The organism is Halapricum hydrolyticum (genome assembly GCF_025517535.1).
GTDB classification, from domain to species: Archaea; Halobacteriota; Halobacteria; order Halobacteriales; family Haloarculaceae; genus Halapricum; species Halapricum hydrolyticum.
This window is the reverse complement of sequence record NZ_JAOPKC010000017.1, coordinates 38,565-62,772: the sequence shown is the minus strand read 5'-3', so window position 1 is coordinate 62,772 and position 24,208 is coordinate 38,565. Positions and strand designations below refer to the sequence as shown.

Sequence of the window (24,208 nt, the reverse complement as noted above, 5' to 3'; positions counted from 1 at the left end):
GACCCCTGTCTGGGAGGAACAGATGGGGTCGATTGCGACGCACGTCAACGCCGTCCTCGCCCGCGAGCAATCCCCACGGGCTGGCCTCGAATCGCTGGCGGCCGAACTCCAGCGTACCGAACAGAACGCCTGATAGTGATTACTGTAACGATTTACCGGTACGACCGCACTACTTCGTGCGGTCGACCCGGAACAGACGTACAGTAATCACTATGACTCCCCCGGAGTCACGGTCAGGGGACCGTCTCCGTCCCGCTTGTAAAGGCAGCTCGGTGGTCAATGGGCAATGCAATCTTACCAGTTGGTTCACTCGATATCGACTGGAATCTATACCCTGTGAATAGTTCTATGACCCCTGGTCAATATCTGGACGGTCGCGTTCGTCGACCGGCTTTTCTGTTCGCCTTTCGAACCACTGGCCATGCCGACGATTTCGATCGAGACGACCGAACGATCGGACGTGCTGGACATGACCGAGGACGTTTCACGGGCGATTCCCGACGACGCCGACGGGATCGCGACGGTGTTCGCGAGACACACGACTGCCGGGGTCACCGTCAACGAGGCCGAGTCACGACTACTTGAGGATCTGGCCAACGCGCTGGACGGGCTGGTTCCCGACGCGGGCTGGGCGCACGACGAGATCGACAACAACGCCGACGGACACGTGCGAGCGATGCTCGTGGGGCCGAGCGTGACCGTGCCGGTCAGCGACGGCCAGCCGGATCTGGGCACCTGGCAGTCGATCCTGTTCGTGGAGTGTGACGGACCGCGAACCCGGACGATCCAGGTCGAAACCGTCGACGGGTAGCGGGTCGGTATCGTCGACCGGGGGTCTGTCTGTGGTTCGGCCGTCCGACTGGTCCGCCACAGCGGTAAGGTAGCTGCAGTCCACAGGAGAAGCCATGACCGAGACGGCACTCGTCTGGTTTCGCCGCGACCTGCGCGTTCACGATAACCCGACACTTCGACAGGCGACCGCCGAGAACGACTGCGTCGTCCCGCTGTACACGTTCGACACCCGGCAGTTTGGGCAGTCGAGTCGATGGATCGACGAACGACGGGTCGGCACCCTTCGGGCACAGTTCGTTCGCGAAAGCGTCCGCGACCTCCGGGAGCGACTGAACGACCGCGGCGGGTCGCTGCTCGTCCGCCGCGGTGACCCTCGCTCGGTCCTACCCGAAGCCGCCGAGTCTGTCGACGCCGACGTCGTCCACGCCCAGCGGCTCCCAGTACCCGAAGAGCGCGAGACCGAAGCGGCCGTCGGGGACGCCCTCGACTCGCGCGGTATCGATCTGGCGACCCACTGGACGCACACGCTGCACGCGATCGAGGACCTGCCGATGGCCGTCGAGAACGTTCAGGACACCTTCACGCCCTGGAAAGACAGCGTCGAGGCGAACTCTCAGGTCCGCGATCCGCTGGGTCCGCCCGCGTCGGTTCCGACGCCCGATCTCGAGGGGACTCCGATCCCGACGCTTGCCGAGTTAGGGGACGACGAGCCGGACCAACCTGCCGACGATTCGCCCATGCCGGTCTCCGGTGGGGAGTCGGCCGCCCTGGAGCGACTGCAGACCTACATATTCGAGCGCGATCGCCTCCGGGAGTACCGCGAGACGCGCAACGGACTGCTCGGGATGGACTTCTCCTCGAAGTTCTCGCCGTGGCTGGCCCAGGGATGTCTCTCGCCGCGACGGGTCAAGCAGGCCGTCGATCGGTACGAAAGCGAGCGGGTCGCAAACGACTCGACCTACTGGCTGCTGTTCGAGTTGCGCTGGCGGGACTTCTTCCAGTTCCAGTTCGCGAAACACGGCGAGGCGTATTTCCGGTCCGGCGGGATCCAGAGCCGGGAGGTCGCCTGGAATCGCGATGAGACTGCCTTCCGGCGGTGGACAGACGGTGAGACCGGCTTCCCGTTCGTCGACGCGGCCATGCGAGAGTTGCGCGCGACGGGCTATCAGAGCAACCGCGCCCGCCAGAACGCTGCGTCGTTTCTGGCCAACACGCTCCGGATCGACTGGCGCTGGGGGGCCGCCTACTACGAATCGCGGCTGCTCGATTACGACGTCGCCTCGAACTACGGCAACTGGGCGTACGTCGCCGGCGTCGGCACCGATTCGCGCGACCGGGCGTTCGACGTGCTCTGGCAAGCACACAACTACGACCCCGACGCCGAGTACGTCCGTCGCTGGGTGCCTGAACTCTCGAAACTCCCGCCCCGGTACGCTCACGAACCCTGGCGGATGGATATCGACGAACAGGCACGCTACGGCGTCGAACTCGGCGTCGACTACCCCGAGCCGATGGTCGACCCGACTGCCCACTTCGAGGGTCCCTCATCGTAGCCGTCTGCGGTCGCTTTTCGGCGCTGTCCGATGCCAGAGCCCGGTCACTCCGCGTAGATGTCCTCGACCTGCCCGTTGAATCGCTGGAGGATCGTCCGTCGCTTCTTCTTCATCGAGGGCGTCAACAGCTCGTTGTCGGGCGTCCACTCCTCGGGCGTGAGTCGGAACTGCTTGACCTGTTCGACCGGTTCGAGCCGCTGGTTGACGCGCTCGACCTCCTCGCCGATCCACTCGCGGACGCGTTCGTCCTGGCAGAGCTGTTCACGGTCGTCCGGCAGGTCGATCCCCTCCCGGTCGGCCCACTTCTCGAGCCGCTCGAAGTTCGGTGCGATGAGTGCGCTGACGAACTTCTGGCCGTCGCCGACGGCCATGATCTGCTCGATCCGATCGCTGGTGGCGAACTCGTCTTCGATCCGGCCCGGTGCGACGTTCTTGCCCGTATCGAGCACGAGGATCTGTTTCATCCGGTCGCGATAGATCAGATACCCGTCTGCCGTCTGTTCGATGATGTCGCCCGTCCGGAACCACCCGTCGTCGGTGAACACTCGCTCGGTGTCCTCGGGCTGCTCCCAGTAACCGGGGTAGACGTTCGGGCCTTTGACCTGTAGCTCGCCGACTTCGCCCTCGGCGTCCGGGAACTCCTCTTCGGTGACCAGTTCCGTGTCCAGACGCGTCTCCACGTCGGCGACTGGCGGCCCGAGCGTCCCGGGCCGGACGTCCTCGGGAGGATTGACGGACACGACCGGGGACGTTTCGGTCAGTCCGTACCCTTCCAGGATCGGGAGCCCCATCCCGACGAACAGTTCGGCCAGTTCGGTGCTGAGGCTCCCGCCGCCGCTGACCATGAACTCGATGTTGCCGCCGAGCCGACTCCGAACGCTCTCGTAAACCAGATAGTCCGCCAGCCTGCGTTTGGCCCGGAGCAACGGCCCCGGCGGGTCCGCCCGGGCATAGGAGCGGGCGACGTCGACCGACCACTCGAAGATTCGCTGTTTGGTCGCCGTCTCGCCCGCCGTATCCCGCATCCGATCGAAGATCCGCTCGTAGATCCGCGGGACGCTCGTCCCGGTCTGTGGCCGGATCTTGTTGATGTCCTCCGGGATGGTGTCCGGGCTCTCGGCGTACCCGACGGTCGCGCCCGAGGCGAACATGAGGAAGTGACCCGCTGTCCGCTCGAAGACGTGCGCCAGCGGGAGAAAGGAGATGGTCCGCGTGCCGCTGTCCAGAGTGGGGGCGTCCGCGGGCTTGTCTGGCCGCGGCCCGATCCGCTTTCGGGTCTGGTTGACGTTCGACCGCAGGTTCCAGTGAGTGAGTTTCACGCCCTTGGGTTTGCCCGTCGTTCCCGAGGTGTAGATCAGCGTCGCCAGGTCTTCGGGGTCGCGGTCCTCCAGCCAGCCCCGGTAGGTGGACTCCTCGAACGCGTCCGCACCGAGGCGTGCGACCTCGCCGAGCGTATAGATGTCTTCGCGGTCGCCGTGGCCGTAGATCTCGTCCATGGCGACGATGAACTCCAGATCGAGTTCGTCTTCGACCTCCAGCACGCGATCGAGCAGGTCGCCGTTCTCGACGACGACACCGACGGCGTCGGGATCTCCCAGCAGGTACCCGACCTGCTGTGGCGAGGACTCGGTGTAGACGGTCGTGACGACCCCGCCCGCCGCGAGCAGCGCGAAGTCGGTGTGAGCCCACTCCATGCGCGTGTTCGCGAAGATGCCGACTCGGTCGTCGCCGCGCACCCCGAGTTCGCGAAACCCGGCCGCCAGGTGGCGGACGATCTCGCGCATCTCCGCGTACGACAGCGCCCGGTAGCGGCCCGACTCGGTGCCCGGCGTCTCGGTCGCCGGTAGCGTCCGCTCGTAACAGCCCGTCTTGTACAGCTGTGCGTCCTGCATCGCGTTGCGCTCTGCCGCCCCCTCGAACATCTCCGCGAGCGTGTCCCGCCCGATTACCTCGTCGGTGTGCTCGCGCTCCGCGTCACGCCAGCTTGCCGTGCCCATGACCGGCCGTTCGTTTCCTTTATGAATAATAACAATGAAAGGGGCAATCGAGGATTTGAGGAGTGAGCTACCGATTCAGCAACTCGTCGATCGAAACCGACTCGGGAACCGATATACAGGGGGAACGTATACACATCGACAATGACCACGGACACAGGCTGGTTCGAAGGCGTCGATCCCGACGACCTCGACGCTCGCGACGCGATCGAGAATGGGACCGCCGAATCGCCGGCGGCGTGGCCCGACAGAGCGGTCGAGTCGGGCTTCGCCGAGGACGAGGACGACTATTACGACAAACTGCGCGAAGCGACCATCGAAACCGCTCGCGAGGCCGTCGCCGAGCGCGAGCGCGCCGACGATCAGCAACTTGTTCACGCCGTCCGGGCCATGGACGACTGTGAACGCACCGCGAACGAGCTGGCCGAACGGGTCGCCGAGTGGGGCGGCAGTCGGATCAGTGAGACCGGCGGGGGTGTCGCCTTCGCCCGTGAAATCGCCGACCGAGAACCCGATAGCGACCTCGACGAGCAACTGCGCGCCCTCGCCGAGCAGGTGGTCAGTCTCGACGAACGGGCCACGGAGCTCCGGACGTCGATCGAGCGGTTCGCTCCGGAGGTCGCGCCGAACCTCGCGTCGATGGCCGGACCGGTGCTCGCGGCGCGACTGATCGCGCTCTCCGGCGGGCTGAAACAGCTGGCACGCTCGACCAGCGGCACGGTCCAGGTGCTGGGTGCCGAGGACGCGCTGTTCGCCCACCTCCGGGGGAACGCCCCCTCGCCGAAACACGGGGTCATCTACACCCACGAGTACGTCCGCGGGACCGACCCCGACCACCGCGGCTCGGCGGCCCGGGCCCTGGCGGGCAAACTGACGCTCGCGGCCCGCGTCGACTACTACAGCGGCGAGCGCCGACCCGAACTCGAAGCCGAACTCGACGACCGCATCGAGACGATCCGCACGCGGGGTGAGAGCGAATGAGCCTCCCCGAGGGCGTCCAGCGCCGTTCGTTCGACGGCCAGGAGTCGCTCGCGACACGGGGGCCGCAGGTCTCCGAGGAGCCGATCGTCGACGGGTGGCGACGCTGGGATCCCGACCGGTCGAAGGTCGGCGCGATGTTCGAGCACGGCCTGGATCACGGCCTCGACGGCGGCGAGCGCGTCCTGTATCTCGGGGCCGCCAGCGGGACGACGGCAAGTCATGTCGCCGACTTCGCCGGTCCGACCTACGCCGTCGAGTTCGCTCCGCGACCGACCCGCGATCTGATCGAGGTCGCCGCCGACCGCGAGCGGCTGTTCCCGCTGTTGAAAGACGCCCGCAAACCCGAGACCTACGCCCACGTCGTCGAACCGGTCGAGGTAGTGATCCAGGACGTCGCCACGCGCGGCCAGGCCGAGGTCGCGCTCGCGAACCGGCAGTTCCTGGAACGCGATGGCCGCCTGCTCATGGCGATCAAAGCCCGCAGTGAGGACGTCACGGCCGATCCCGAAGCCGTCTTCGAGGACGTCTGTGAGACCCTCGAATCGAGCTATGAGATCCTCGATCGGGCGCGTCTGGAGCCGTATCACGACGACCATCTGGGCCTGATCGCGACCCCGCGGCAATAACCCAGTAGTAACGGGAAGGTTTTAGCGGGCCGAAACCAAACGCGTGGTAGCGATGGATACGGGCACGGAGTCGCCGTTTACCCGCCTGGGAACGCTGGGTATCGAGGAGGAGTTCTACGTCGTCGACGATGCGGGCCGGCCGACTGCTGGGTCGGACGAACTGATCTACGAGTCCGACCCGCCCGCTGTGCTCGAGGACCGAATCGATCACGAACTCTTCAAGACTGTCATCGAAACCCGGACGCGGCTCATCGAGGATCCGGGGAACGCACGGGACGCTGTCCTCGAGGTGCGAAACGCGCTGCTCGACCACGCTCGTGATCACGGGTTCGGTATCGCAGGTGCAGGACTGCATCCGCTAGCGAAGTGGCGCGAACTCGAACACGCTGAGAAGCCACGCTACCGCAAGCAACTGGATCGGATCCAGTATCCACAGCACCGTAACACGACCGCCGGTGTGCACGTCCACGTCGGCGTCGACGACGGCGAGAAGGCCATGTGGATCGCCAACGAGGTTCGATGGTATCTTCCCATCGTGCTGGCACTGTCGGCCAACTCGCCGTACTGGAACGGGTACGACACGGGACTTGCCTCCGCGCGGGCGAAGATCTTCGAGGGACTGCCCAACACCGGGATGCCGACGGCCTTCGATTCGATCGAGGACTACCGGACGTTCGAAGGGCGGATGCTGGAGACGGATTCGATCAGCGATCGCGGCGAACTCTGGTTCGACGTGCGACCGCACACCGAATACGGCACCGTCGAGATCCGCGCGCCGGACGGCCAGGCCGATCCGGACCGAACGATGGCGTTCGTCGAGTACGCCCGAGCGCTCGTGCTCGACCTGGCTGCCCGGTACGAGGACGGCGAATCCGGCACGGACCTACGGCGCGAACTGCTCGACGAAAACAAGTGGCGGGCGATCCGTCATGGTCACGACGCCTCTTTTATCGCCCGCGATGGCGATGGGACGGTCAGCCTCGAAGAGGTCGTCTCCCGGGAGGCCGACCGGCTCGGCGTCGACGGCATCCGCGAGATCTACGAGGGCGAAAGCGGTGCACAACGGCAGCGACGCCTCCGAGACGAGGAGGGCGTCGACGCGCTCTGTGAGTCACTGCGCCTCCGAGAGCGGTGACAGCAACGGCGTGTCAGCCAAGGGTTTTTATCCGGGAGTCGCTTTTGTCCTCGTAGAAACGACGAATGTCACCAGACGATACCACAGACGACGAGCAGACTGACGCAACGGACGGAGAAGCGGTCGACGTAGAAACCGAAGACACGGAAGACGGCGGCGAGGCCGTCGAAGTCACGGTCGAGGACGACGGGAGCGTCCGCGATCGGCTCGAAGAGGAAGCCGACCGGGCTGTAGAGGAGTTCGACGACCGGCTGGTCGACCTGCTCGCGTGGGTGCTCGACACCGAGACGCGCGCGCGGATCTACGTCCACCTCCGCCAGCATCCCCACAGCACGAGCGAGGAGATCGCCGAGGGGACCGGTCTGTATCCGAGCACGGTCCGGGAGGCGCTGGCAGAACTCCACGAGGAAGAGAAAGTCACGCGGCGCAAACGCGAGAGCGGCGGTGCGGGCAACAACCCCTACGAGTACAGCGCGATGGCCCCGAGTGACCTCGTCTCGGACGTCGTCGACGACGTGCAGGAGCAACTCAACACCGTGTTCAACCTCGATTCACACCTCGGTGAGAGCGAGGACGAAACAGAGGAACCCGTGACGATCTCGGTCGAGGACGCGAGCGAGGACGGCGAGGAGTAACGCGGACGGCCACGACGTTTCATCCGACCTGACTACTGTCGCTCGTGTCCGGACGGCCCGCCCCGGTGACGTTCGCGCCCGGATTCCATCCCGGAGCGCATAAACGCCGCGAGAATTCGACCAATGCTGGAGTCGCCGGTCCACAGCGCCTCTTCTTCGACCGGCGAGGAATCTGTCTCGGCGGCCAGCAGGACCGTCCGGTCGTCGACCATGAGCGCGCGGCCGGCGAAGTCCGCCGGGTTGTCCTCCGACATGACGAACACGTCGATTTCGGTGCCAGCAAACCGGTCGCGCAGCGACGGTTCGGCCGTGACGACGGTCACAGAGACGCCCGAACTGGCGGCGTCCCGAAGCGCCGTCGCGATAGTCTCGGCCAACGACTCGGCGGTCGGCGAGACGAAGACCACCGTCGAGTCAGCGTCGGCGACGAGCGTCGCGATCCGATCGTCGATCGGCCGTCTGCCCCGCAGCGTCGCGACGTCGCCACCGGTCGGTGAGCGGTCGCTGGCGCGGAGTTCCTCGAGGGTGTCGAACGCGCGAGTCGTCTCGCGTTCGAGCCGTTCGGTGAGCAGTTGCCGGGCAGTCGAGAGCTCGACCGGCCTGTAGGTCTTCGGCGAGGACTCGATGACCTCCAGCAGGCCGCGCTCGGCCAGATCGTCGGCGGCCCCGTAGACTTGCGACCGCGGCACTTCGGAGTGGCGACTCACCCCCTGGGCAGTCCCTCCCCCGAGTCGCTGGAGCGTGACGAACACCTGCGCCTCGTAGTTCGACAGCCCCAGCGTCTCCAGCGCCTCGGCTGCCTCGCGTTCGCTCATTGCCGTCGCGTTGTCCCGGCTCATGTTTGGTTCTTTCCGATGTCCAGCTCCCGCGTTATCACCGTGCCCGCTCGCTCCGGCTGTCGCACACGACTGGCTGCAAATATAGTAGGAATCTACAAACACTTAAGTTGATCGTGGCTACTGGACACGTATGAGCAGCCAGAACCCGCGAGGAGCGAGGATCTAAAATGGCCGGGTCGATCTCGCGTCGGTACGCGAACTGGATCGCGGCCCACAGCAAAGCCGTCGTGTTCGCCGTGATCGTGCTGACGGTCGTCGTCGCGGCCGGTGCCGCGCTCGGGGGCGCCGGAAGTTCGGGTGTCGGCCAGTTCGAGATCGACTCGCCCGAGACGGAGGCCCAGGAGTTCGTCCAGAACAATTACGGGGACGACGACGGCGTGGTCGCACAGATCGTCGTCCGCAACGAGAGCGGTGACGTCCTCACGCGGGAGTCGCTTCTGGAGGGGCTGTATCTCCAGCGCGAGGTCAGAGACGACGAGAATCTGAACGCGACGCTGTCCGGGCAGGGAATGGTCGGCATCGAGAACGTCGTCGCGACCGCCGCCGTCCACGCCGACTCCGAAAGCGGCCAGCCGCCGACGGGAACGCCGTCGCTTGACCGTCAGATCGCGGCCCTCGAAGGGCTCGATCAGGCGGCGTTCGAGCAACTGCTCGCGCAAGTGCTCGACCCGAATGCCGAGCTGCCCGGCGAGCAGGATCCGTACGCTTTCCTGCCCCGGAGCTACGACCCGGGCGACACGAGCGCTGAGGCGCGGCTGACGCTGCTGCTGCAGGTCGACGACAGCGGTCCCGACGAGAACCCGCAGGCTGCCTACGACGCACAGGTCGAGATCGCCGACCTGCTCGACCAGCGCTTCGAGGACGCGTTCGTCTTCGGGCAGGGGATCCAGGACGACGCCTCGACGCGCGCGATCGGCGACAGCTTCGCCATCATCACGCCGTTCGCGCTCGCGCTGATCGTCTTCGTCCTCGGAATTACCTACCGGGATCTGCTGGATATCCTGCTGGCGTTCGTCGGCATCGCGGTCGTGATGGCCTGGCTTTCGGGGATCATGGGCTGGCTCGCGATCCCGATGAACGTCATCCTCATCGCCGTCCCCTTCCTCTTGATAGGGCTGAGCATCGACTACGCGTTACACGTCGTCATGCGCTATCGCGAAGCGCGCCGGGGAACGCTCGACGTCCAGAACGGCGACGGGAGCAGCCTCTCTGTCCGGGCGGCGATGGCACTCGGGTTCGGCAGCGTCGTTCTCGCGCTGGCGGCGGCGACCGTCTCGACAGGCGTGGGCTTTTTCTCGAACATCGTCAGCCCGCTCCCCGCGATTCAGGACTTCGCGGTCCTCAGCGCGGGCGGCATCTTCGCGACCTTCGTTGCCTTCGGCGTGTTCCTGCCGGCGCTGAAGGTCGAGGTCGACTCGTTCGTCGAGAACCGGCTCGGCCGAAGTCGAGACAAACCGGCGTTCGGCGTCGAGAGCGGGCTCGCTCATACAGTGCTCGAACGGCTGGGGGCACTGACCACGCGTGCGCCCGTCGCGATCGTCGTCGTCGCGCTCCTGCTCGCGGCCGGGGGCGGTTACGGCGCGACGACCATCGATACGGAATTCAACGAGGCAGACTTCCTGCCCCGGGACGCCCCGGACTGGGCCGGATACCTGCCCGGACCGCTGGAACCGGATACGTACACGATCGCCGACGATTTCGAGTATCTCAGCGACAACTTCCGGCTGCGGGGTGAGGGGGGCCAGTCCCAGATACTGATACGCGGCGACGTGACCGACGGCGCCGTCCTCGCTGCGATGGATGACGCTGGCACCGGCGTCGATCCGGACAGTGCTATCCAGCTCCGGCCAGGCGGCACAGCGGCCATCGAGGGGCCACACACGGTCATTCGTGCGGTGGCCGACGACGACGAGGCGTTCGCCGCGCTGGTCGATCAGTACGACACGGACGGCGACGGGTTGCCTGACGAAAACGTCGCCGAGGTCTACGCGGCACTGTTCGACGCCGACGAGCAGGCTGTGAGCGAGGTCCTGAGTCGCGACGAGGACGGGACCGTCACGTCTGTACGTCTCTTGCTGTCGGTTCGGTCCAGCGAATCGGCCCAGACCATCGCCGAGGACACGCGCACGTTCGCAACGCAGATCGAGCGCGGCGCTGTCGACGCCAGCGGCGGCGCGGCCGAGATTACGGCCGTGGCGACCGGCGGGACCGTCACGACGGCAGTCATCCAGGACGCGTTACTGGAGACGCTGATCGAGGCCTTTGCGGTAACGCTCGTGGTCATCTTGCTGTTCCTGACGGCGCTGTTCCGCGTCCGGTACGGCTCGTGGTCGCTGGGGCCCGTGGCGCTCCTGCCGGTCGTGGTGGCGCTGGCTTGGCTTCTCGGGGCGATGTCGGTACTCGGCGTGTCGTTCAACAGCGAGACGGCAGTGATCACGAGCCTCGCGATCGGGCTCGGCGTCGACTACAGTATCCACGCGAGCGAGCGATTCATGGCCGAACGCGAACGCGCCGGAAGCCTCGCGTCCGCACTGAACCGGACGATCACCGGCACTGGTGGAGCACTCCTGGCCAGTGCCGCGACGACTGCGGCGGCCTTCGGCGTGCTCGCCTTTGCCCTCTCGCCGCCGCTACAGCGGTTCGGAATCGTCACAGGACTGGCGATCATCTTCGCGTTCGTCGCCGTGGTCACGATGTTACCGGGCTTGCTCGTTGTGCGCGAGCGGTCGCTCCCGGACTGACGTTACGAGCACGCGGTCGAGTCGCTCCGGAAGATTCTGTTGAGGTGGTGCGTTCGCAATCGTTGCGGGTGTCGCGCTGGCTACCGGCGCGACCGGCTGGTACGCGGCGATGAGCCTGGATGCGGGCCCGGTCGTGTCGCTGTCGGCGTCGGTGTTCGCGGTCGTGCTCGCCGAGACGGTCGGGACCGCGACCGTGATGCTCTGGAGAGTGGAGATTCGCGACCATCTCGGCGCGTAGAGGATCTCGACATCCCCTCAATATTAGGCAGTGCCGCTTTCACCCTCGCACATGACGACTCCTGAAAGCGTCCAGTCGCTGATCGACCAGTTACACGAGCAAGCCGAGATGGATCTTCCGGACGAAGAGACGCCTGACGTGGGCATCGTGATGGGCAGCGACTCGGACCTGCCGACAATGGCCGGCGGCAAGGGCAAACGACCCGGTGCGTACGCCGCCCTCGCTGAGGAACTCGGCTTCGAGGAGCAAACCGACTACACGGACGCCCCCGAGGCGCGGTTCACGTTCGAGACGTTCGTCGTCTCCGCCCATCGCACGCCCGAACTGATGTACGCCTACGCCGAGACCGCGGAGGACCGTGGCCTGGACGTGATCATCGCGGGAGCGGGCGGCAAGTCCGCGGACCTGCCGAACATGACCGCCTCGATCGCCTATCCGCTGCCCGTGATCGGTGTGCCGGTCCAGGAGAAGTCCGTCGACAGCGTCATCGGCATGCCACAGGGCGCCCCGATCACCGCGGTCGACGCAGGCAAGTCGTTCAACGCCGCGCTGAGCGCCGTCCAGATCCTCTCGCGACAGCATCCCGAACTCCGCGAACGGCTCGTGGACTATCACCGAGACCTGCAGCAAAGCGTCGGTGAGGTTTCCCGGAACCTGCACGAACTCGGGACGCCGGGGTTCAAGACGGAGTACTGGAAGGAGTAACCGCGAGCGAAGCGAGCGGGTTTTTCGCCCACGTTTTTCGACGAGCGGTACCCGCAGCGTCGCGAGCAGAAGCGAAGCGATCAGCGAGCAGAGCGAGGATACCCGAGGAGGAAAAGATTGATGTACACGAGCTCGGGACGCCGGGGTTCAAGACGGAGCACTGAGAGACGTGACGACGAGCGAGAAACGGTCAGCGTTGCCGAAAACGGCAACACTGAATCCTTATATGCAACCGCTCCCAAGCGGTGATCAGGAGTCTTATGAGCAATCCGTGGATCGCGATCGGCGCGCTGGCGGCAGTGGCGATTCTCATCCCGGTGGCGATGATAGTCGTCTCGGCATTGCTTCGTCCGCGCGTCCCAGAACTGAGCAAACGCGCCACGTACGAGAGCGGGGAGATCCCGACGGGCGGCACGCGCATTCGATTCAACATCCAGTACTACATGGTTGCGCTGCTGTTCGTGGTCTTCGACATCGAGACCGTCCTGATCTTCCCCTGGACTGTCATCTATAACGACGCTGTCCAGGCTGTCGGGATGACACGAGCGCTCGTTCCGATGCTCGTGTTCATCGGAATTCTCGTCGTGGGCCTCGGCTGGGCGTGGCGCAACGGCGCAGTCCGGTGGGTGCGGAGCCCGCGGGCACAGCGTCAGAAGGTCGAACGGTAACCATGAGTAGTGAACAGACACCACAGGGAGACGGTACAGGCGGGAAATCAACCCAGGAAGCGCGGATGGGCGAGGGAGTCGACGATCGGTTCAACTCGAAGTTGCGCGATGCCTTCGGCACGTCGCCGTTCATCCTCACGAAGTTCGACAAGTTCATGAACTGGGTTCGCGGGTCGTCGATGTTCATGCTGCAGTTCGGGATCGCCTGCTGCAGCATCGAGATGATGCACACCTACTCGGTCAAACACGACCTCGACCGGTTCCACGCGGGCGTGCCCCGGGCGTCGCCGCGGCAGGCCGACGTGATCATCATCCCCGGGACGATCGTCTCGAAGTTCGCCCCGCGGATGAAGCGCATCTACGATCAGATGCCCGAGCCGAAGTTCGTCATCGGCATGGGCTCGTGTACGATCTCCGGCGGTCCCTTCCAGGAGGGGTACAACGTCATCAAGGGGGCCGAAGAGGTCATTCCGATCGACATCCACGTCCCGGGCTGTCCGCCCCGTCCCGAGGCGCTGATCTACGGTGTCGCCAAGCTTCAGGAGCGGATCGCCCACGGCGAGACTGCACCAGTGACGGTCAAACCGTACGAACTCGAGGAGTTCGGCGACCTCGAGCGGGACGAACTCGTACAGCATCTGGCCGATCAGATCAACGAGGACGACCTCGTCATGCGATACGACTGGACTGAGCAACCATGAGTTTGGAGAAACCCGTCCCGGACGCCCCGGACGAAGTCGGCGTCACCGAAGACGGACTCGACTACGACGCGCTAGAGGAGCTGGTCTCCGAGCACGTCATCGACCGCGAGAGCCACGTCAACGCCGAGGCGCTAGTGATCCGTCCCGACGCGGTCCAGGATACTCTCTCGGCGCTAAAAGAGGAGGCCGGTTTCGATCACTGCTCGGCGGTCACGGCCCAGGAGTACGAGGACCGCTACGAGTCGATCTATCACCTCAAGAAGTTCGACGACCCGACCCAGCAGTTGAGCGTCGTCGTCCCCGCCAACAAGGACGAGCCGGTCTCGGAAAGTGCAGAATCGGTCTACCGGACAGCCGACTGGCACGAACGGGAGGCCTACGACCTCGTGGGCATCGAGTACGACGACCACCCCGACCTGCGCCGGATCCTCCTCCCGGAGACCTGGCAGGGCCATCCGATGGGGAAAGACTACAACCAGAACCAGCCACAGGTCGTACCGCTGCGCGAGCACGTCAATCCCCTCGCAGAGGACCACAGTGCGGGCGAGGATTCGGACACGATGTTCGTCAACATCGGTCCGCACCATCCCGCGACCCACGGCGTCCTCCACGTGAAGACGGTGCTCGACGGCGAGCAGATCGCCGACATCGACCCGGACATCGGCTATCTCCACCGCAACGAGGAGCAGATGTGCGAGCAGTCGACCTACCGTCACCAGATCATGCCCTATCCCGACCGGTGGGACTACACGCCCGGCGGGATCCTCAACGAGTGGGCGTACGCCCGCGCGGCGGAGTCGATGGCCGACATCGAGGTGCCCGAATACGCGCAGGTCCTGCGGACGATGAGCGCTGAGCTGACCCGTATCGCCGCGCACATGCTTGCGCTGGGGACCTTCGGGCTGGACGTCTACGGTGACTTCAACGCGATCTTCATGTACGCGGTCCGGGACCGCGAGGCCGTTCAGAATATCCTCGAAGACCTGACCGGCCAGCGACTGATGTTCAACTATTTCCGGCTCGGCGGGGTCTCCTGGGACGTGCCCGAACCTCGCGAGGAGTTCTTCGAGAAGATCCGCGAGTTCCTCGACGGACTGCCGGAGTACATAGAGGAGTACCACAACCTCATCACGGAAAACGAGATTTTCCAGTTGCGGTGTATCGACACTGGAATCCTCCCGCCGGAGGTCGCGAAGAACTACGGTGCGACTGGACCCGTCCTCCGCGGGTCGGGCGTCGATTACGACCTGCGCCGGGACGACCCCTACGGCTACTACGACGAACTCGACTGGAACGTCGTCACCGAAGACGGCTGTGACAACTATTCGCGCGTGCTCGTCCGCATGCGCGAAGTCGAGGAGTCGGCGAAGATCATCCGCCAGTGTGTCGACCTGCTGGAAGACTGGCCCGAGGACGACCGCGAGATCCAGGCCAACGTCCCGCGGACGCTGCGGCCCGAGGCCGACAAAGAGGTCTACGAAGCCGTCGAGGGGGCGAAAGGTGAACTCGGGATCTACATGCGCAGCGACGGCACCGACAAGCCCGCTCGCTTCAAGATCCGCTCGCCGTGTTTCTCGAATCTCCAGACGCTGCCGGAGATGAGTGAAGGCGAGTACATTCCGGACATGGTCGCCTCGCTGGGGAGTCTCGATATCGTGCTCGGGGAGGTGGATCGCTGATGGTCGAGTCGGCGCCCCTTCCGGAGACGTTCTCCGATCTGCTTGGGCTGGAGCAGTTCGGCGTCGCCGGGGAGTTCCTCGCCGGATTGCTCGCTGCGGGGTTGGTCGGGACGTTCGTGTTGCTGAACACGGCCGTCGCCGGCCCGTGGGCCAAACGGAAGATCACGGCCTCGTTCACCGACCGGATCTCGGTCAATCGGGTCGGCCCGTGGGGTCTGGGGACGATCATCGTCGACTCGGTGCGCCTGCTCAGCAAGGAGCTGATCATCCCCGAAGACGCCGACCGGCCGGCCTACGATCTGGCGCCGCTGGTGCTCGCCGGCTCGGCACTGCTCGGGTTCGCGGTCATCCCGATGGGCAACGGCATCCAGGTTGCCGACCCCGAGGTCGGCCTGGCCTACGTCTTTGCCGTCGCCTCGATCGCTTCGCTCGGGCTGTTGATGGCCGGATATTCGTCGAGCAACAAGTACTCGTTCCTGGGCGGGTTGCGTGCGGTCGCGCAGAACCTCGCCTACGAGATCCCGCTGGTGTTGACCGGTGCGTCGGTCGTCATCTTCGCGGGGACCCTCCAGATGAGCGAGATCGTCGCCGCCCAGCAGGAGACGCTCCTCCAGCTCGGACCGGTCGCGATCCCCACGTGGTTCGGCATCCTCAACCCGTTCGCGTTCGCGCTGTTCGTCGTCGCGAACCTTGCGGAAGTCGGACGCAATCCCTTCGACATCCCGGAAGCGCCGACGGAGATCGTCGCAGGCTACCAGACGGAGTATTCCAGCGTCTATTTCGTGCTGTTCTACCTGGGCGAGTTCATCCACATCTTCCTCGGTGGTGCGCTCATCGCCACGCTGTTCCTCGGCGGTCCGGCCGGCCCGATCCTGCCCGGGATCGTCTGGTTCACCATCAAGATCTGGGCTGTCTTCCTGTTCACGCAGTGGGCGCGTTCGGCGCTCCCGCGCGTTCGCATCGACCAGCTCATCGAGATCGGCTGGAAGGGACTGCTCGTGTTGAGCTTCGCCAACCTGATCCTGACTGCCGTCATCGTCGGGGTGGTCGGTGTATGACGGCGCGAGTAACCCACGGTGATTCCCAATGATCGGACTGCTCAAATCGATGGCAACGACGATGAAACACGCGCTCGACGGCCAGACCTTTACCGTCGAGTATCCCGAAGACACACCCGAAGTGAGCCCTCGTTTCCGCGGGGTCCACAAGTTCAGTCAGGAGCGGTGTATCTGGTGTCGCCAGTGTGAGAGCGTCTGTCCGAACGACACGATCCAGATCGTTCAGGACGACCAGCGCAACGGCGAGCAGTACAACCTCCACATCGGGCAGTGTATCTACTGTCGTCTCTGTGAGGAGGTCTGCCCCGTCGACGCAATCTTGCTGACCCAGAACTTCGAGTTCACCGCCGACACGAAAGACGAACTCGCCTACAACAAAGAACAGCTCAAGAACGTTCCGTGGTACAAGGACATCGATCCGCTGGAGGCACGCGAACCGGACCGTGGTGCGTGGATCGGTGAAGGCGAAGGCGAAGTCGACTATCAGTAAGAGCGGTAAACCGGTTGTTTGACCTCGACCGAACGAAGTGAGGTCGAGATTTTTGGTCCAGCTTTTTCGAGGAGCGGTGGCGAGCGAAGTGAGCCACCCGACGAAGAAAAAGGTGGATCGACATGCTCTTTTCGTCGCCCGCGCGAACTGGATCCATGAGTCACCAGATCGCGGTGATACCCGGGGACGGGATCGGCCAGGAAGTGACGCCCGCAGCAGTCGATGTGTTGAACGCCCTCGACGTCGACTTCGAGTTCCGCGAAGGGGAAGCCGGCGACCACGTCGCCGAGGAAACCGGCGAACCGCTGCCCGAAGAGACGGTCGAACTCGCACGGGAATCCGACGCGACGCTGTTCGGTGCGGCCGGCGAGCGCGCGGCCGACATCATCCTTCCGCTCCGTGGGGTCGTCGGCTCCTACGCCAACGTCCGTCCGGCGAAAGCCTATCCCGGTCTGGAGGCAGTCAAACCGGACACGGACATCGTCTTCATCCGCGAAAACACCCAGGGCGTCTACGCCCAGATCGAGAGTCAGCTCACCGACGACGTCGCCACGCTGACCCGCGTCGTCACGCGCGAGGCCTCCCGAAAGATCGCCGAGTACGGCTTCGAGTACGCCGAGGAACACGGTTACGACAACGTGACGATCGCACACAAGGCGAACGTGATGCAGAAGACCGACGGCCTGTTCCTCGAAGCCGCCGAAGCGGTCGCCGAGGAGCGTGGCGCCGACTACGACACCGAACTGATGGACGCGCTGGCGATGAAACTCGTGATGTATCCCGAAGACTACGACGTGATCATCACGCCCAACCTCGCGGGCGACGTCCTTTCGGATCTGGCAGCCGGGCTCGTCGGCGGGCTCGGGTTGTTGCCCAGCGCAAACGTCGGTGACGACAACGCGCTGTTCGAACCGGTCCACGGCTCGGCTCCCGACATCGCCGGGCAGGGAATCGCTAACCCCTCGGCGATGATCCTCTCGGCTGCGATGCTGCTCGACCACCTGGATTACGACGCCGAGGCGGCCCGCGTGACTGACGCCGTCGAGACGGTCCTCGATGAGGGGCCACACACCCCGGATCTGGGCGGTGACGCCTCGACCGAAGAGTTCACGGCGGCTGTCATCGACCGCCTGTAGAGCGCTCCGGACCGACCCGTTTATGAAGCCTCGGTGAGTCAATGCCGGCTAGTAGACCGCGCCGTGTGATACGGACTGCTGTACCGATCTACTGCGACGATCCACAACTGTGTGATCGGTACAGGACAGACGCACAGCAGTCCGTATGACGGCGTGTCGAGAGCCATGATACTGACAGTAACACCAAATCCGGCAGTGGACCAGACTATCGAGATGAACGAACCGCTCGAGGCCGATGCCGTCCAGCGCTCGGCCGGTGCGCGGTTCGATTCCGGCGGGAACGGCATCAACGTCTCGCAATTCGTGACGGCACTCGGCGACGAGACGGTCGCGACCGGGATCGTCGGCGGCTTTACCGGGTATTTCATCAAACAGGATCTCGCGTCGTTCGACGTCCCGACGGACTTCTGTGAGGTCGAGGAAGCGACCCGGATGAACACGGCCATCCTCGCGCCGAATCACCAGTACCGACTCAACCAGTCCGGTCCCGAGGTCGACTCAGAGGTCATCGATGAACTCGTCGCTGTCCTCCGGGAGTACGATCCCTCGATCGTCAACGTCGGGGGGAGCCTCCCGCCGGGCATGGAGCCGGCAGACATCGACCGACTCGCAGGCGCCGGCGACTGGGACACCGCGATCGACATCCACGGCGACGACATGATGGCACTCGAGGGGACGTACGAGTACGTCAAGCCCAACGAGGTCGAACTGGAAGAGGCGACCGGGATCGAAGTCGAGGACATCGACGACTGTGCGGAAGCCGCCAGGCAGCTCCAGAGCGAAGGGTTCGAGCGCGTCATCGCGTCGCTCGGTGCGGAGGGTGCGATGATGGTAACGTCCGAGAAGACGCTCTACGCGCCCGCACTCGACGTCGAGGTCGTCGACACCGTCGGTGCCGGCGACTCGATGTTCGCCGCCGTCATGTGGGCCTACGAACAGGGCTGGGACGACGAGCAGGCGCTGCGCGCCGGCGTGGCGACCTCGGCGACGGTCGTCGGCCACTCCGGGACCGGCGTCAGGAACCTCGATCCGACGGAACTGATGGACGACGTCCGGGTCTGGACGCTTCGTGGTTGATACTCTCATCTGGCGACTCCCGAGTATCGGTCCGATACTGCCCTCTAACGAAAGGCAGCGCGAGTTCCCCGCCCCCTGTGGGCGGGGGTGAAGCGCGTCACTCCGGCGTGTGTTCCGTCTCTTCGATATACCGCTCAACCACTTCTTCCGACACCGCTCCCGTCGTTCCCACGTAGTACCCAACCTTCTAGAATCCGCCACCCCAGAAATACGACTCTCGAATTCCGGGATACCGCTCCAGCAAGTGCTTACCCGAATACGACTTGAACTGCCGAGCGATGTCAGCCGGACTATGCTTCGGGTCACACTGGACAAACAGGTGAACGTGGTCGTCTGCAATCTCCAGCGCCAGAATCTCGTGACCGAAGTGGTCAGCAGTCTCACCAAACAACTCTCGCACATCGTCTTTCACTACATCAAGAACCGGGTGGCGGTACTTGGGACACCACACGAAGTGATACTTGCAAGAACTAACCGAATGCGCGTGACTGCGGAACTCTTCCATCCCTAATCCATATATTTCTGATGAGTTAGAACGATTGTCAAAATATGGGTGAGGAAGCCACGAAGACGATTCAGACGCGCCTTCACATAGTCTGGTGAACGGTCGTGGCTTCACGACGCCCGCCTCGCCTCACGCGAGATATTCAACGACACCATCCGCCTCAAACAACAAGGGTACAATCGCACCGAGATACAGAAGGAGGTTGACCGCGACGACTTCTTGCGGAACAACAAGTGTGCAGTCGTCGGCAAAGCCCTCCAAACGTGGGGTTCCTATCAATCCCTCAAAGAGTGGTGGGAGAACCAAGACGACCCTGACGGAGGGAAGCCGACGCCGCCGAGTACGGACAGATCTGGTGCGTATCCGCTCGTGATGGCACATACGGAAGGCTACCGCCTCACCGTAGATGATGACACGAACCGCGTCCAGTTCCGCATCAGCCCGAAACCCTACAAGAAGGTGAGGGGGCATCTTCGTGGCGAACCGGACGCGATGAACGAACTTCGGGACGCTATCACGTCGGATGAGGTGGATGTGGGGCAGGCCGAACTCCTGTCTCGAAAATCGAAGATTTTCGACGAGTCATCGAAGTGCTCCGCACTTCGAGATACCGCGATGGCGTGTACTACCTACACGTCACGGTCACACGAGAGTTCGACGTGCCCAAACCCGACACCTCTGATACTGTGGTCGGCGTGGACATCAACGAGCGTAACGTTGCTCTCACCGCCCTCGACCGCGATACAATGCGTACGAAGGGCACACTCATCCTCGACTACGGACGGGTCAAGGAAGAACGCCAACGCTACCACACCATCACCACTCGCTGTCAGGAACACGGCAAGACGAGCATCCACCACAGGCTCGGTGACAAGGAGGAACGATTCACCGAGTGGGTGTTGCATCGGCTCTCCCGTGCTGTCGTAGAGTTCGCAGAACAGTTCTCGAACCCGGTTATCGTGTTCGAGGATATGAGCGGTATCCGCGAAGGAATGCAGTACGGGTCATATATGAACCGTCGATTGCACAAACTGCCGTTCCACAAGTTCGAGACGTTCGTCTCGTACAAGGCGACGTGGCGGGAGATTCCTACGGACACAGTGGACGCGTACTACAACTCAAAGACGTGTTCGTGCTGTGGTGAACGCGGCAGTCGGCAGGGGCGTCGGTTCCGCTGTACGAACGACGAGTGTGATGTGGCACAAGACCACGCCGACCGGAATGCGTCGGTGAACATCGCGTGGCGCGAGACGGCGAAACTCGACGGTAACACGACGAATTACCGGACTCACAAAACCCAGCCGCAGGTTCGGTTGGTGCGTCTGTCCGGGTCGGGGCGTGTAAGCCGCCCAACCTCATCCCGCTCGCTTGCCGAGCAGGGAGTGCTAGCGCACGGCTGAGGGAACTACAAAAGCCTCGGGCCACCGCGCCCGAGGCTGTTTACTAGCCATTCTCGCTGACACTCTCTCCGTCAAGAGTAGCCCGATTTTCGACTCTTCGTGATCGGACCGGCGAAGAATAGCGGTCTCGCGATAGAAAACAATCAGATACGAAGGAAAAAAGTAAATCCGTTCGGTAGTTACGGGTGATTATACGCGAGATAGATATGCTCCCGGAAAAACGCCGGCGGACGATCGTAGACATCGTTAACGAACGCGGTGGCTGTTCGGTATCTGAGCTGGCCGAGGAGCTTGAATACTCGAAGCCGACGATCCGCCGCGATCTCACTACGCTCGAACAGGAGGGGCTCATCGACCGGTCACACGGTGGTGCCGTGCCGGTCGATAAGGTCGGGGCGGAACAGTCCTACAGACAGCGGGAGGTACGGAACCTCGAAAGCAAACAGGCTATCGCCGATCGTGCTATCGAGGAGGTTCTGGAAGACGAGATCGCGTTCTTCGACGGCGGGACGACGACGATGCAGATCGCAAAACGGATGCCGGAGGAGAGGTCCTACGTCGCGGTGACGAACTCGCCGCTGCTGGCGGACGAGCTCGTGACCACGGCTGACGAGGTGAAACTGACCGGGGGCACGCTCCGCGGGAAGACCCACGCGCTGGTCGGCCCGACCGCCGAGCAGTTCATGCACCGGACGAACTTCGATCTCGTTTTCCTGGGGACTAACGGGATCTCACCCGACGCGGGACTAACGACCCCGAGCGAGGACGAAGCCGAGATCAAGTCCCTCATGGTCAAAAACGCCAAGCGGGTGATACTGGTCTCCGACGCCTCGAAGTTCGGACAGCGGAGTTTCGCGCAGTTCGCGGAGCTTGAGGACGTCGATCTGTTGATCACCGACGAGGATCCGCCGGCGTCGCTGCGCAGCGAACTAGATGGCGCGAACGTATCCATCACCGTCACGAGATAACCATGATACTAACAGTCACATTCAATCCGGCAGTCGACCACACGTTACGCATCGAAGAGTCACCGCAAGTCGGCCGGGTTCATCGGGCCACCGAGGGGGGGCAGTTCGACGCTGGCGGGAAGGGGATCAACGTCTCGCAGTACCTGGCTGCGCTAGACTCGGACACCGTCGCGACCGGTTTACTGGGCGGGTTCACTGGTGACTTCATCCGGTCGAAGCTCTCCGATGAACCCTTCGAGACGACGTTCGTCGACGTCCCGGCACCCACTCGCGTGAATACCACGATCCTCACCGCGGACGGTGAGTACAAATTCAACGAGAACGGCCCGAAAGCGACCGAGGCGGCCGTCGACGAACTACTCCAGTGGATCGAGGCACTGCGTCCGAATCGGGTCGCTGTCGCGGGGAGCCTTCCGCCGGGGATCGGTCCGGACGCGATCGACCGGATCGCCCGGGCCGGCCCCTGGAAGACCGACGTCGACGTCGGCGGCAAGATGCTGACGAACCTTGCGGCGGCGTACGACACCTGCAAGCCCAACGAGGAGGAGCTGGCAGCGGCGGTCGACCGGGAGATAGCGGACGTCGACGACGCCGTCATGGCAGCCCGGGAGCTGCTGAATCGGGGGTACGACCGCGTCGTCACGTCGCTCGGTTCGGAGGGTGCGGTACTGGTCACCCCGGACGTCTCGCTGTACGCCGAAGCCGTCGACACGGAAGTGATCGACACCGTCGGTGCGGGCGACTCGCTTTTCGCCGGCGTCCTCTCGGCGCTGGAACGGGGTCTGAGCGAGCGTGAAGCCCTGAAGACCGGAATCGCCGTCGCCGGTCGCGTCGTCGCGACTGCCGGCACGAGCCCGCCGTCGTTCGAGGATCTGGAGTCGCTCCGGGACGAGGTCGACGTTCGTTCGGTTCCGCTGGCATCAGACTGATCGCCAGTCCTGGCACCGTCTTCGCTGTTGATAATCCTCTGTTACTACCCCGCAATGTTGTGCTATCATGATCGAAACTCATATAATATCAAATTAAACAAAACGAAATAATCACATTCGAAGATTACTTTTCACAAGACGTTCATCGATCATGATGTAGCATGTCGAGCACAGACAGCGACTTCAGATCGAAACTCACGTCGCTCAAAGACGACGTGATGACTGGGGTATCGTACATGATCCCGTTCGTGACGATCGGCGGGATCTTCCTCGCACTCGGGTTCGCGTGGGCGTCCCTGCCGTTCTCGGGGACGACCGTAGAGACGATGTTCGAAGAGAGCGCGCGGGGAACACTCGCGTGGTTCTTGGGACAGATGGGTGGTCTCGGCCTAGAGATAATGATCCCGATACTCGGGGGGTACATTGCCTACGCTATCGCGGACCGCCCGGGTCTCGCACCCGGTTTCCTGCTATCGTACCTGATTCAGCAGGGCGGCGTCCTCGCCGAAGCGAACGTGGTGCTGGGCCTACCAGCCGGTGACGGCGGCGCTGCAGCGGGGTTCCTCGGTGCGATTATCGCCGGGCTGCTCGCGGGGTACGTCGCCCTGTGGTTCAAGAACCTGGACGTACCGAACGCGATACAGCCGATGATGCCGGTGCTGATCATTCCAGTCGCGACGACGGCCGTGCTTTTGCCCGTGATGTTGTTCGCCGTTGGCGTACCGGTCGCGATCGCCAACGCTGAACTGACTGGGTGGCTCGAAGGCCTGGAAAACGCCGCCGGGGCAGGTACGGTAGGACAAGCAGCGCTCCTTGGGGCGATTCTCGGGGCAATGATGGCCTTCGACATGGGTGGTCCAGTAAACAAGGTCGCGTACGTCTTCTCGGTCGGACTGGTCGGCGAGCAGATTTACGGACCAATGGCCGCCGTGATGATTGCCGGGATGACCCCACCGCTGGGAATGGCGCTGTCGAACTTCCTGGCCGAGCACAAGTACCCCGATGAGATGTACGAGAACGCGAAAAGCGCGACCGTCATGGGCTTCTCGTTCATCACTGAAGGGGCGATCCCGTACGCCGCGTCGGATCCCGGCCGGGTGATTCCGAGTCTAATGGTTGGTAGTGCGACCGCGAGTGCCCTGGCGATGGCACTGGGTGTCGGAATGCCTGCTCCCCACGGCGGTATCTTCGTCCTCCCGCTGGCCAGAGGTGGCGGCGCGATCCCCGGCCCGCTCGCGTTCCTCGGCTGTATCGCGGTCGGTACTATCGTCACCGGCGTGCTGGTTACGTTGCTCAAACCCGACCACGTGCCGGAAACGGAGACCGCCGCCGAAACCACGACCGCGGACTAAACACAG

The 24,208-nt window shown here is 63.9% G+C and carries 21 protein-coding genes and 2 pseudogenes; 20 read left to right on the top strand and 3 right to left on the bottom strand.

Features of this window, described 5'->3' with window-relative positions:
* Window positions 1-421 precede the first annotated feature (421 nt).
* Both OB916_RS12925 and OB916_RS12920 read left to right on the top strand, forming a co-directional pair.
* Window positions 422-811, top strand: a complete 390-nt coding sequence (locus tag OB916_RS12925; protein WP_315909708.1) for a secondary thiamine-phosphate synthase enzyme YjbQ — start codon at window positions 422-424, stop codon at window positions 809-811.
* A gap of 94 nt (window positions 812-905) precedes the next feature.
* On the top strand, window positions 906-2,345 hold the full coding sequence (locus tag OB916_RS12920; RefSeq protein WP_315909707.1) for a DASH family cryptochrome: 1,440 nt from the start codon (window positions 906-908) through the stop codon (window positions 2,343-2,345).
* A 44-nt stretch (window positions 2,346-2,389) separates the two neighbouring features.
* Here the strand turns inward: OB916_RS12920 and OB916_RS12915 are convergent, their stop codons facing one another.
* A complete protein-coding gene (locus OB916_RS12915; RefSeq protein WP_315909706.1) occupies window positions 2,390-4,342 on the bottom strand; it encodes an AMP-dependent synthetase/ligase in 1,953 nt (650 codons plus the stop codon).
* Window positions 4,343-4,483: 141 nt separating this feature from the next.
* On the opposite strand from OB916_RS12915, the gene OB916_RS12910 reads away from it, so the two are divergent.
* From OB916_RS12910 to OB916_RS12895, 4 genes are all read left to right on the top strand, one after another.
* Window positions 4,484-5,320, top strand: coding sequence for an NOP5/NOP56 family protein (locus tag OB916_RS12910; RefSeq protein WP_315909705.1), 837 nt, complete (start codon window positions 4,484-4,486; stop codon window positions 5,318-5,320).
* Window positions 5,317-5,946: a fibrillarin-like rRNA/tRNA 2'-O-methyltransferase gene (locus OB916_RS12905; protein ID WP_315909704.1), complete on the top strand. Its 630-nt coding sequence runs from the start codon at window positions 5,317-5,319 to the stop codon at window positions 5,944-5,946. Before OB916_RS12910 ends, OB916_RS12905 begins: the two co-directional genes overlap by 4 nt.
* 52 nt (window positions 5,947-5,998) lie before the next feature.
* Complete coding sequence (locus OB916_RS12900) at window positions 5,999-7,081, top strand: glutamate--cysteine ligase (protein ID WP_315909703.1); 1,083 nt, start codon at window positions 5,999-6,001, stop codon at window positions 7,079-7,081.
* A 65-nt stretch (window positions 7,082-7,146) separates the two neighbouring features.
* Entirely contained in the window at window positions 7,147-7,716 is a 570-nt protein-coding gene (locus OB916_RS12895) for a winged helix-turn-helix transcriptional regulator (protein ID WP_315909702.1), read from the top strand.
* A gap of 32 nt (window positions 7,717-7,748) precedes the next feature.
* On the opposite strand, the gene OB916_RS12890 is transcribed toward OB916_RS12895, so the two are convergent.
* Complete coding sequence (locus OB916_RS12890; protein WP_315909701.1) at window positions 7,749-8,555, bottom strand: TrmB family transcriptional regulator; 807 nt, start codon at window positions 8,553-8,555, stop codon at window positions 7,749-7,751.
* Window positions 8,556-8,722: 167 nt separating this feature from the next.
* Here OB916_RS12890 and OB916_RS12885 point away from each other — a divergent pair, with 167 nt between their 5' ends.
* The 10 genes from OB916_RS12885 (at window position 8,723) to pfkB (OB916_RS12840) (ending at window position 19,048) form a co-directional block, all read left to right on the top strand.
* On the top strand, window positions 8,723-11,296 hold the full coding sequence (locus OB916_RS12885; protein ID WP_315909700.1) for an efflux RND transporter permease subunit: 2,574 nt from the start codon (window positions 8,723-8,725) through the stop codon (window positions 11,294-11,296).
* A gap of 109 nt (window positions 11,297-11,405) precedes the next feature.
* Complete coding sequence (locus tag OB916_RS12880) at window positions 11,406-11,534, top strand: hypothetical protein (RefSeq protein ID WP_315909699.1); 129 nt, start codon at window positions 11,406-11,408, stop codon at window positions 11,532-11,534.
* Window positions 11,535-11,585: 51 nt separating this feature from the next.
* Window positions 11,586-12,239 carry a 5-(carboxyamino)imidazole ribonucleotide mutase gene (purE, locus tag OB916_RS12875; RefSeq protein ID WP_315909698.1) on the top strand — a complete coding sequence of 218 codons (654 nt, stop codon included), beginning with the start codon at window positions 11,586-11,588 and terminating at the stop codon, window positions 12,237-12,239.
* A 260-nt stretch (window positions 12,240-12,499) separates the two neighbouring features.
* Window positions 12,500-12,907, top strand: a complete 408-nt coding sequence (locus tag OB916_RS12870; protein WP_315909697.1) for an NADH-quinone oxidoreductase subunit A — start codon at window positions 12,500-12,502, stop codon at window positions 12,905-12,907.
* Between the two features lie 2 nt (window positions 12,908-12,909).
* Complete coding sequence (locus OB916_RS12865) at window positions 12,910-13,608, top strand: NADH-quinone oxidoreductase subunit B (protein WP_315909696.1); 699 nt, start codon at window positions 12,910-12,912, stop codon at window positions 13,606-13,608.
* Window positions 13,605-15,287, top strand: coding sequence for an NADH-quinone oxidoreductase subunit D (locus OB916_RS12860; RefSeq protein ID WP_315909695.1), 1,683 nt, complete (start codon window positions 13,605-13,607; stop codon window positions 15,285-15,287). The genes OB916_RS12865 and OB916_RS12860 overlap by 4 nt, the downstream gene beginning before the upstream one ends.
* A complete protein-coding gene (locus OB916_RS12855) occupies window positions 15,287-16,345 on the top strand; it encodes a complex I subunit 1/NuoH family protein (protein ID WP_315909694.1) in 1,059 nt (352 codons plus the stop codon). The genes OB916_RS12860 and OB916_RS12855 overlap by 1 nt, the downstream gene beginning before the upstream one ends.
* Before the next feature lie 28 nt (window positions 16,346-16,373).
* The gene (locus tag OB916_RS12850; protein ID WP_229122713.1) at window positions 16,374-16,835 is read left to right on the top strand and encodes a NuoI/complex I 23 kDa subunit family protein; all 462 of its coding nucleotides are present in this window, start codon (window positions 16,374-16,376) and stop codon (window positions 16,833-16,835) included.
* Between the two features lie 155 nt (window positions 16,836-16,990).
* A complete protein-coding gene (locus OB916_RS12845; protein WP_315909693.1) occupies window positions 16,991-17,971 on the top strand; it encodes an isocitrate/isopropylmalate dehydrogenase family protein in 981 nt (326 codons plus the stop codon).
* Between the two features lie 165 nt (window positions 17,972-18,136).
* Window positions 18,137-19,048 (top strand): 1-phosphofructokinase, encoded by a 912-nt coding sequence (gene pfkB, locus OB916_RS12840; RefSeq protein WP_315909692.1) that lies wholly within the window; start codon window positions 18,137-18,139, stop codon window positions 19,046-19,048.
* Between the two features lie 97 nt (window positions 19,049-19,145).
* Here the strand turns inward: pfkB (OB916_RS12840) and tnpA are convergent.
* Window positions 19,146-19,553 (bottom strand): annotated as a pseudogene (gene tnpA, locus OB916_RS12835) (IS200/IS605 family transposase).
* Window positions 19,554-19,597: 44 nt separating this feature from the next.
* On the opposite strand from tnpA, the pseudogene OB916_RS17040 reads away from it, so the two are divergent.
* The 4 genes and pseudogenes from OB916_RS17040 to OB916_RS12815 all read left to right on the top strand — a co-directional run bounded on the left by OB916_RS17040 (window position 19,598) and on the right by OB916_RS12815 (window position 24,202).
* Window positions 19,598-20,953: pseudogene (locus OB916_RS17040) on the top strand (RNA-guided endonuclease TnpB family protein).
* A 206-nt stretch (window positions 20,954-21,159) separates the two neighbouring features.
* Window positions 21,160-21,921, top strand: coding sequence for an HTH-type transcriptional regulator GlpR (gene glpR / locus OB916_RS12825; RefSeq protein ID WP_315909690.1), 762 nt, complete (start codon window positions 21,160-21,162; stop codon window positions 21,919-21,921).
* Between the two features lie 2 nt (window positions 21,922-21,923).
* Entirely contained in the window at window positions 21,924-22,850 is a 927-nt protein-coding gene (gene pfkB, locus OB916_RS12820; RefSeq protein WP_315909689.1) for a 1-phosphofructokinase, read from the top strand.
* A gap of 161 nt (window positions 22,851-23,011) precedes the next feature.
* Window positions 23,012-24,202, top strand: coding sequence for a PTS fructose transporter subunit IIC (locus OB916_RS12815; protein ID WP_315909688.1), 1,191 nt, complete (start codon window positions 23,012-23,014; stop codon window positions 24,200-24,202).
* The last annotated feature ends 6 nt before the right edge of the window (window positions 24,203-24,208 follow it).

Bases quoted from the DNA above. Each gene is read 5' to 3' on its own strand.
- OB916_RS12895 (WP_315909702.1), top strand. From the start codon at position 7,147: ATGTCACCAGACGATACCACAGACGACGAGCAGACTGACGCAACGGAC.
- OB916_RS12915 (WP_315909706.1), bottom strand. From the start codon at position 4,342: ATGGGCACGGCAAGCTGGCGTGACGCGGAGCGCGAGCACACCGACGAG.
- OB916_RS12850 (WP_229122713.1), top strand. From the start codon at position 16,374: ATGATCGGACTGCTCAAATCGATGGCAACGACGATGAAACACGCGCTC.
- OB916_RS12885 (WP_315909700.1), top strand. From the start codon at position 8,723: ATGGCCGGGTCGATCTCGCGTCGGTACGCGAACTGGATCGCGGCCCAC.
- OB916_RS12925 (WP_315909708.1), top strand. From the start codon at position 422: ATGCCGACGATTTCGATCGAGACGACCGAACGATCGGACGTGCTGGAC.
- glpR (WP_315909690.1), top strand. From the start codon at position 21,160: ATGCTCCCGGAAAAACGCCGGCGGACGATCGTAGACATCGTTAACGAA.
- OB916_RS12815 (WP_315909688.1), top strand. From the start codon at position 23,012: ATGTCGAGCACAGACAGCGACTTCAGATCGAAACTCACGTCGCTCAAA.
- OB916_RS12880 (WP_315909699.1), top strand. From the start codon at position 11,406: ATGAGCCTGGATGCGGGCCCGGTCGTGTCGCTGTCGGCGTCGGTGTTC.
- OB916_RS12855 (WP_315909694.1), top strand. From the start codon at position 15,287: ATGGTCGAGTCGGCGCCCCTTCCGGAGACGTTCTCCGATCTGCTTGGG.
- pfkB (WP_315909689.1), top strand. From the start codon at position 21,924: ATGATACTAACAGTCACATTCAATCCGGCAGTCGACCACACGTTACGC.
- OB916_RS12845 (WP_315909693.1), top strand. From the start codon at position 16,991: ATGAGTCACCAGATCGCGGTGATACCCGGGGACGGGATCGGCCAGGAA.
- purE (WP_315909698.1), top strand. From the start codon at position 11,586: ATGACGACTCCTGAAAGCGTCCAGTCGCTGATCGACCAGTTACACGAG.
- OB916_RS12900 (WP_315909703.1), top strand. From the start codon at position 5,999: ATGGATACGGGCACGGAGTCGCCGTTTACCCGCCTGGGAACGCTGGGT.
- OB916_RS12910 (WP_315909705.1), top strand. From the start codon at position 4,484: ATGACCACGGACACAGGCTGGTTCGAAGGCGTCGATCCCGACGACCTC.
- OB916_RS12905 (WP_315909704.1), top strand. From the start codon at position 5,317: ATGAGCCTCCCCGAGGGCGTCCAGCGCCGTTCGTTCGACGGCCAGGAG.
- pfkB (WP_315909692.1), top strand. From the start codon at position 18,137: ATGATACTGACAGTAACACCAAATCCGGCAGTGGACCAGACTATCGAG.
- OB916_RS12870 (WP_315909697.1), top strand. From the start codon at position 12,500: ATGAGCAATCCGTGGATCGCGATCGGCGCGCTGGCGGCAGTGGCGATT.
- OB916_RS12860 (WP_315909695.1), top strand. From the start codon at position 13,605: ATGAGTTTGGAGAAACCCGTCCCGGACGCCCCGGACGAAGTCGGCGTC.
- OB916_RS12865 (WP_315909696.1), top strand. From the start codon at position 12,910: ATGAGTAGTGAACAGACACCACAGGGAGACGGTACAGGCGGGAAATCA.
- OB916_RS12890 (WP_315909701.1), bottom strand. From the start codon at position 8,555: ATGAGCCGGGACAACGCGACGGCAATGAGCGAACGCGAGGCAGCCGAG.
- OB916_RS12920 (WP_315909707.1), top strand. From the start codon at position 906: ATGACCGAGACGGCACTCGTCTGGTTTCGCCGCGACCTGCGCGTTCAC.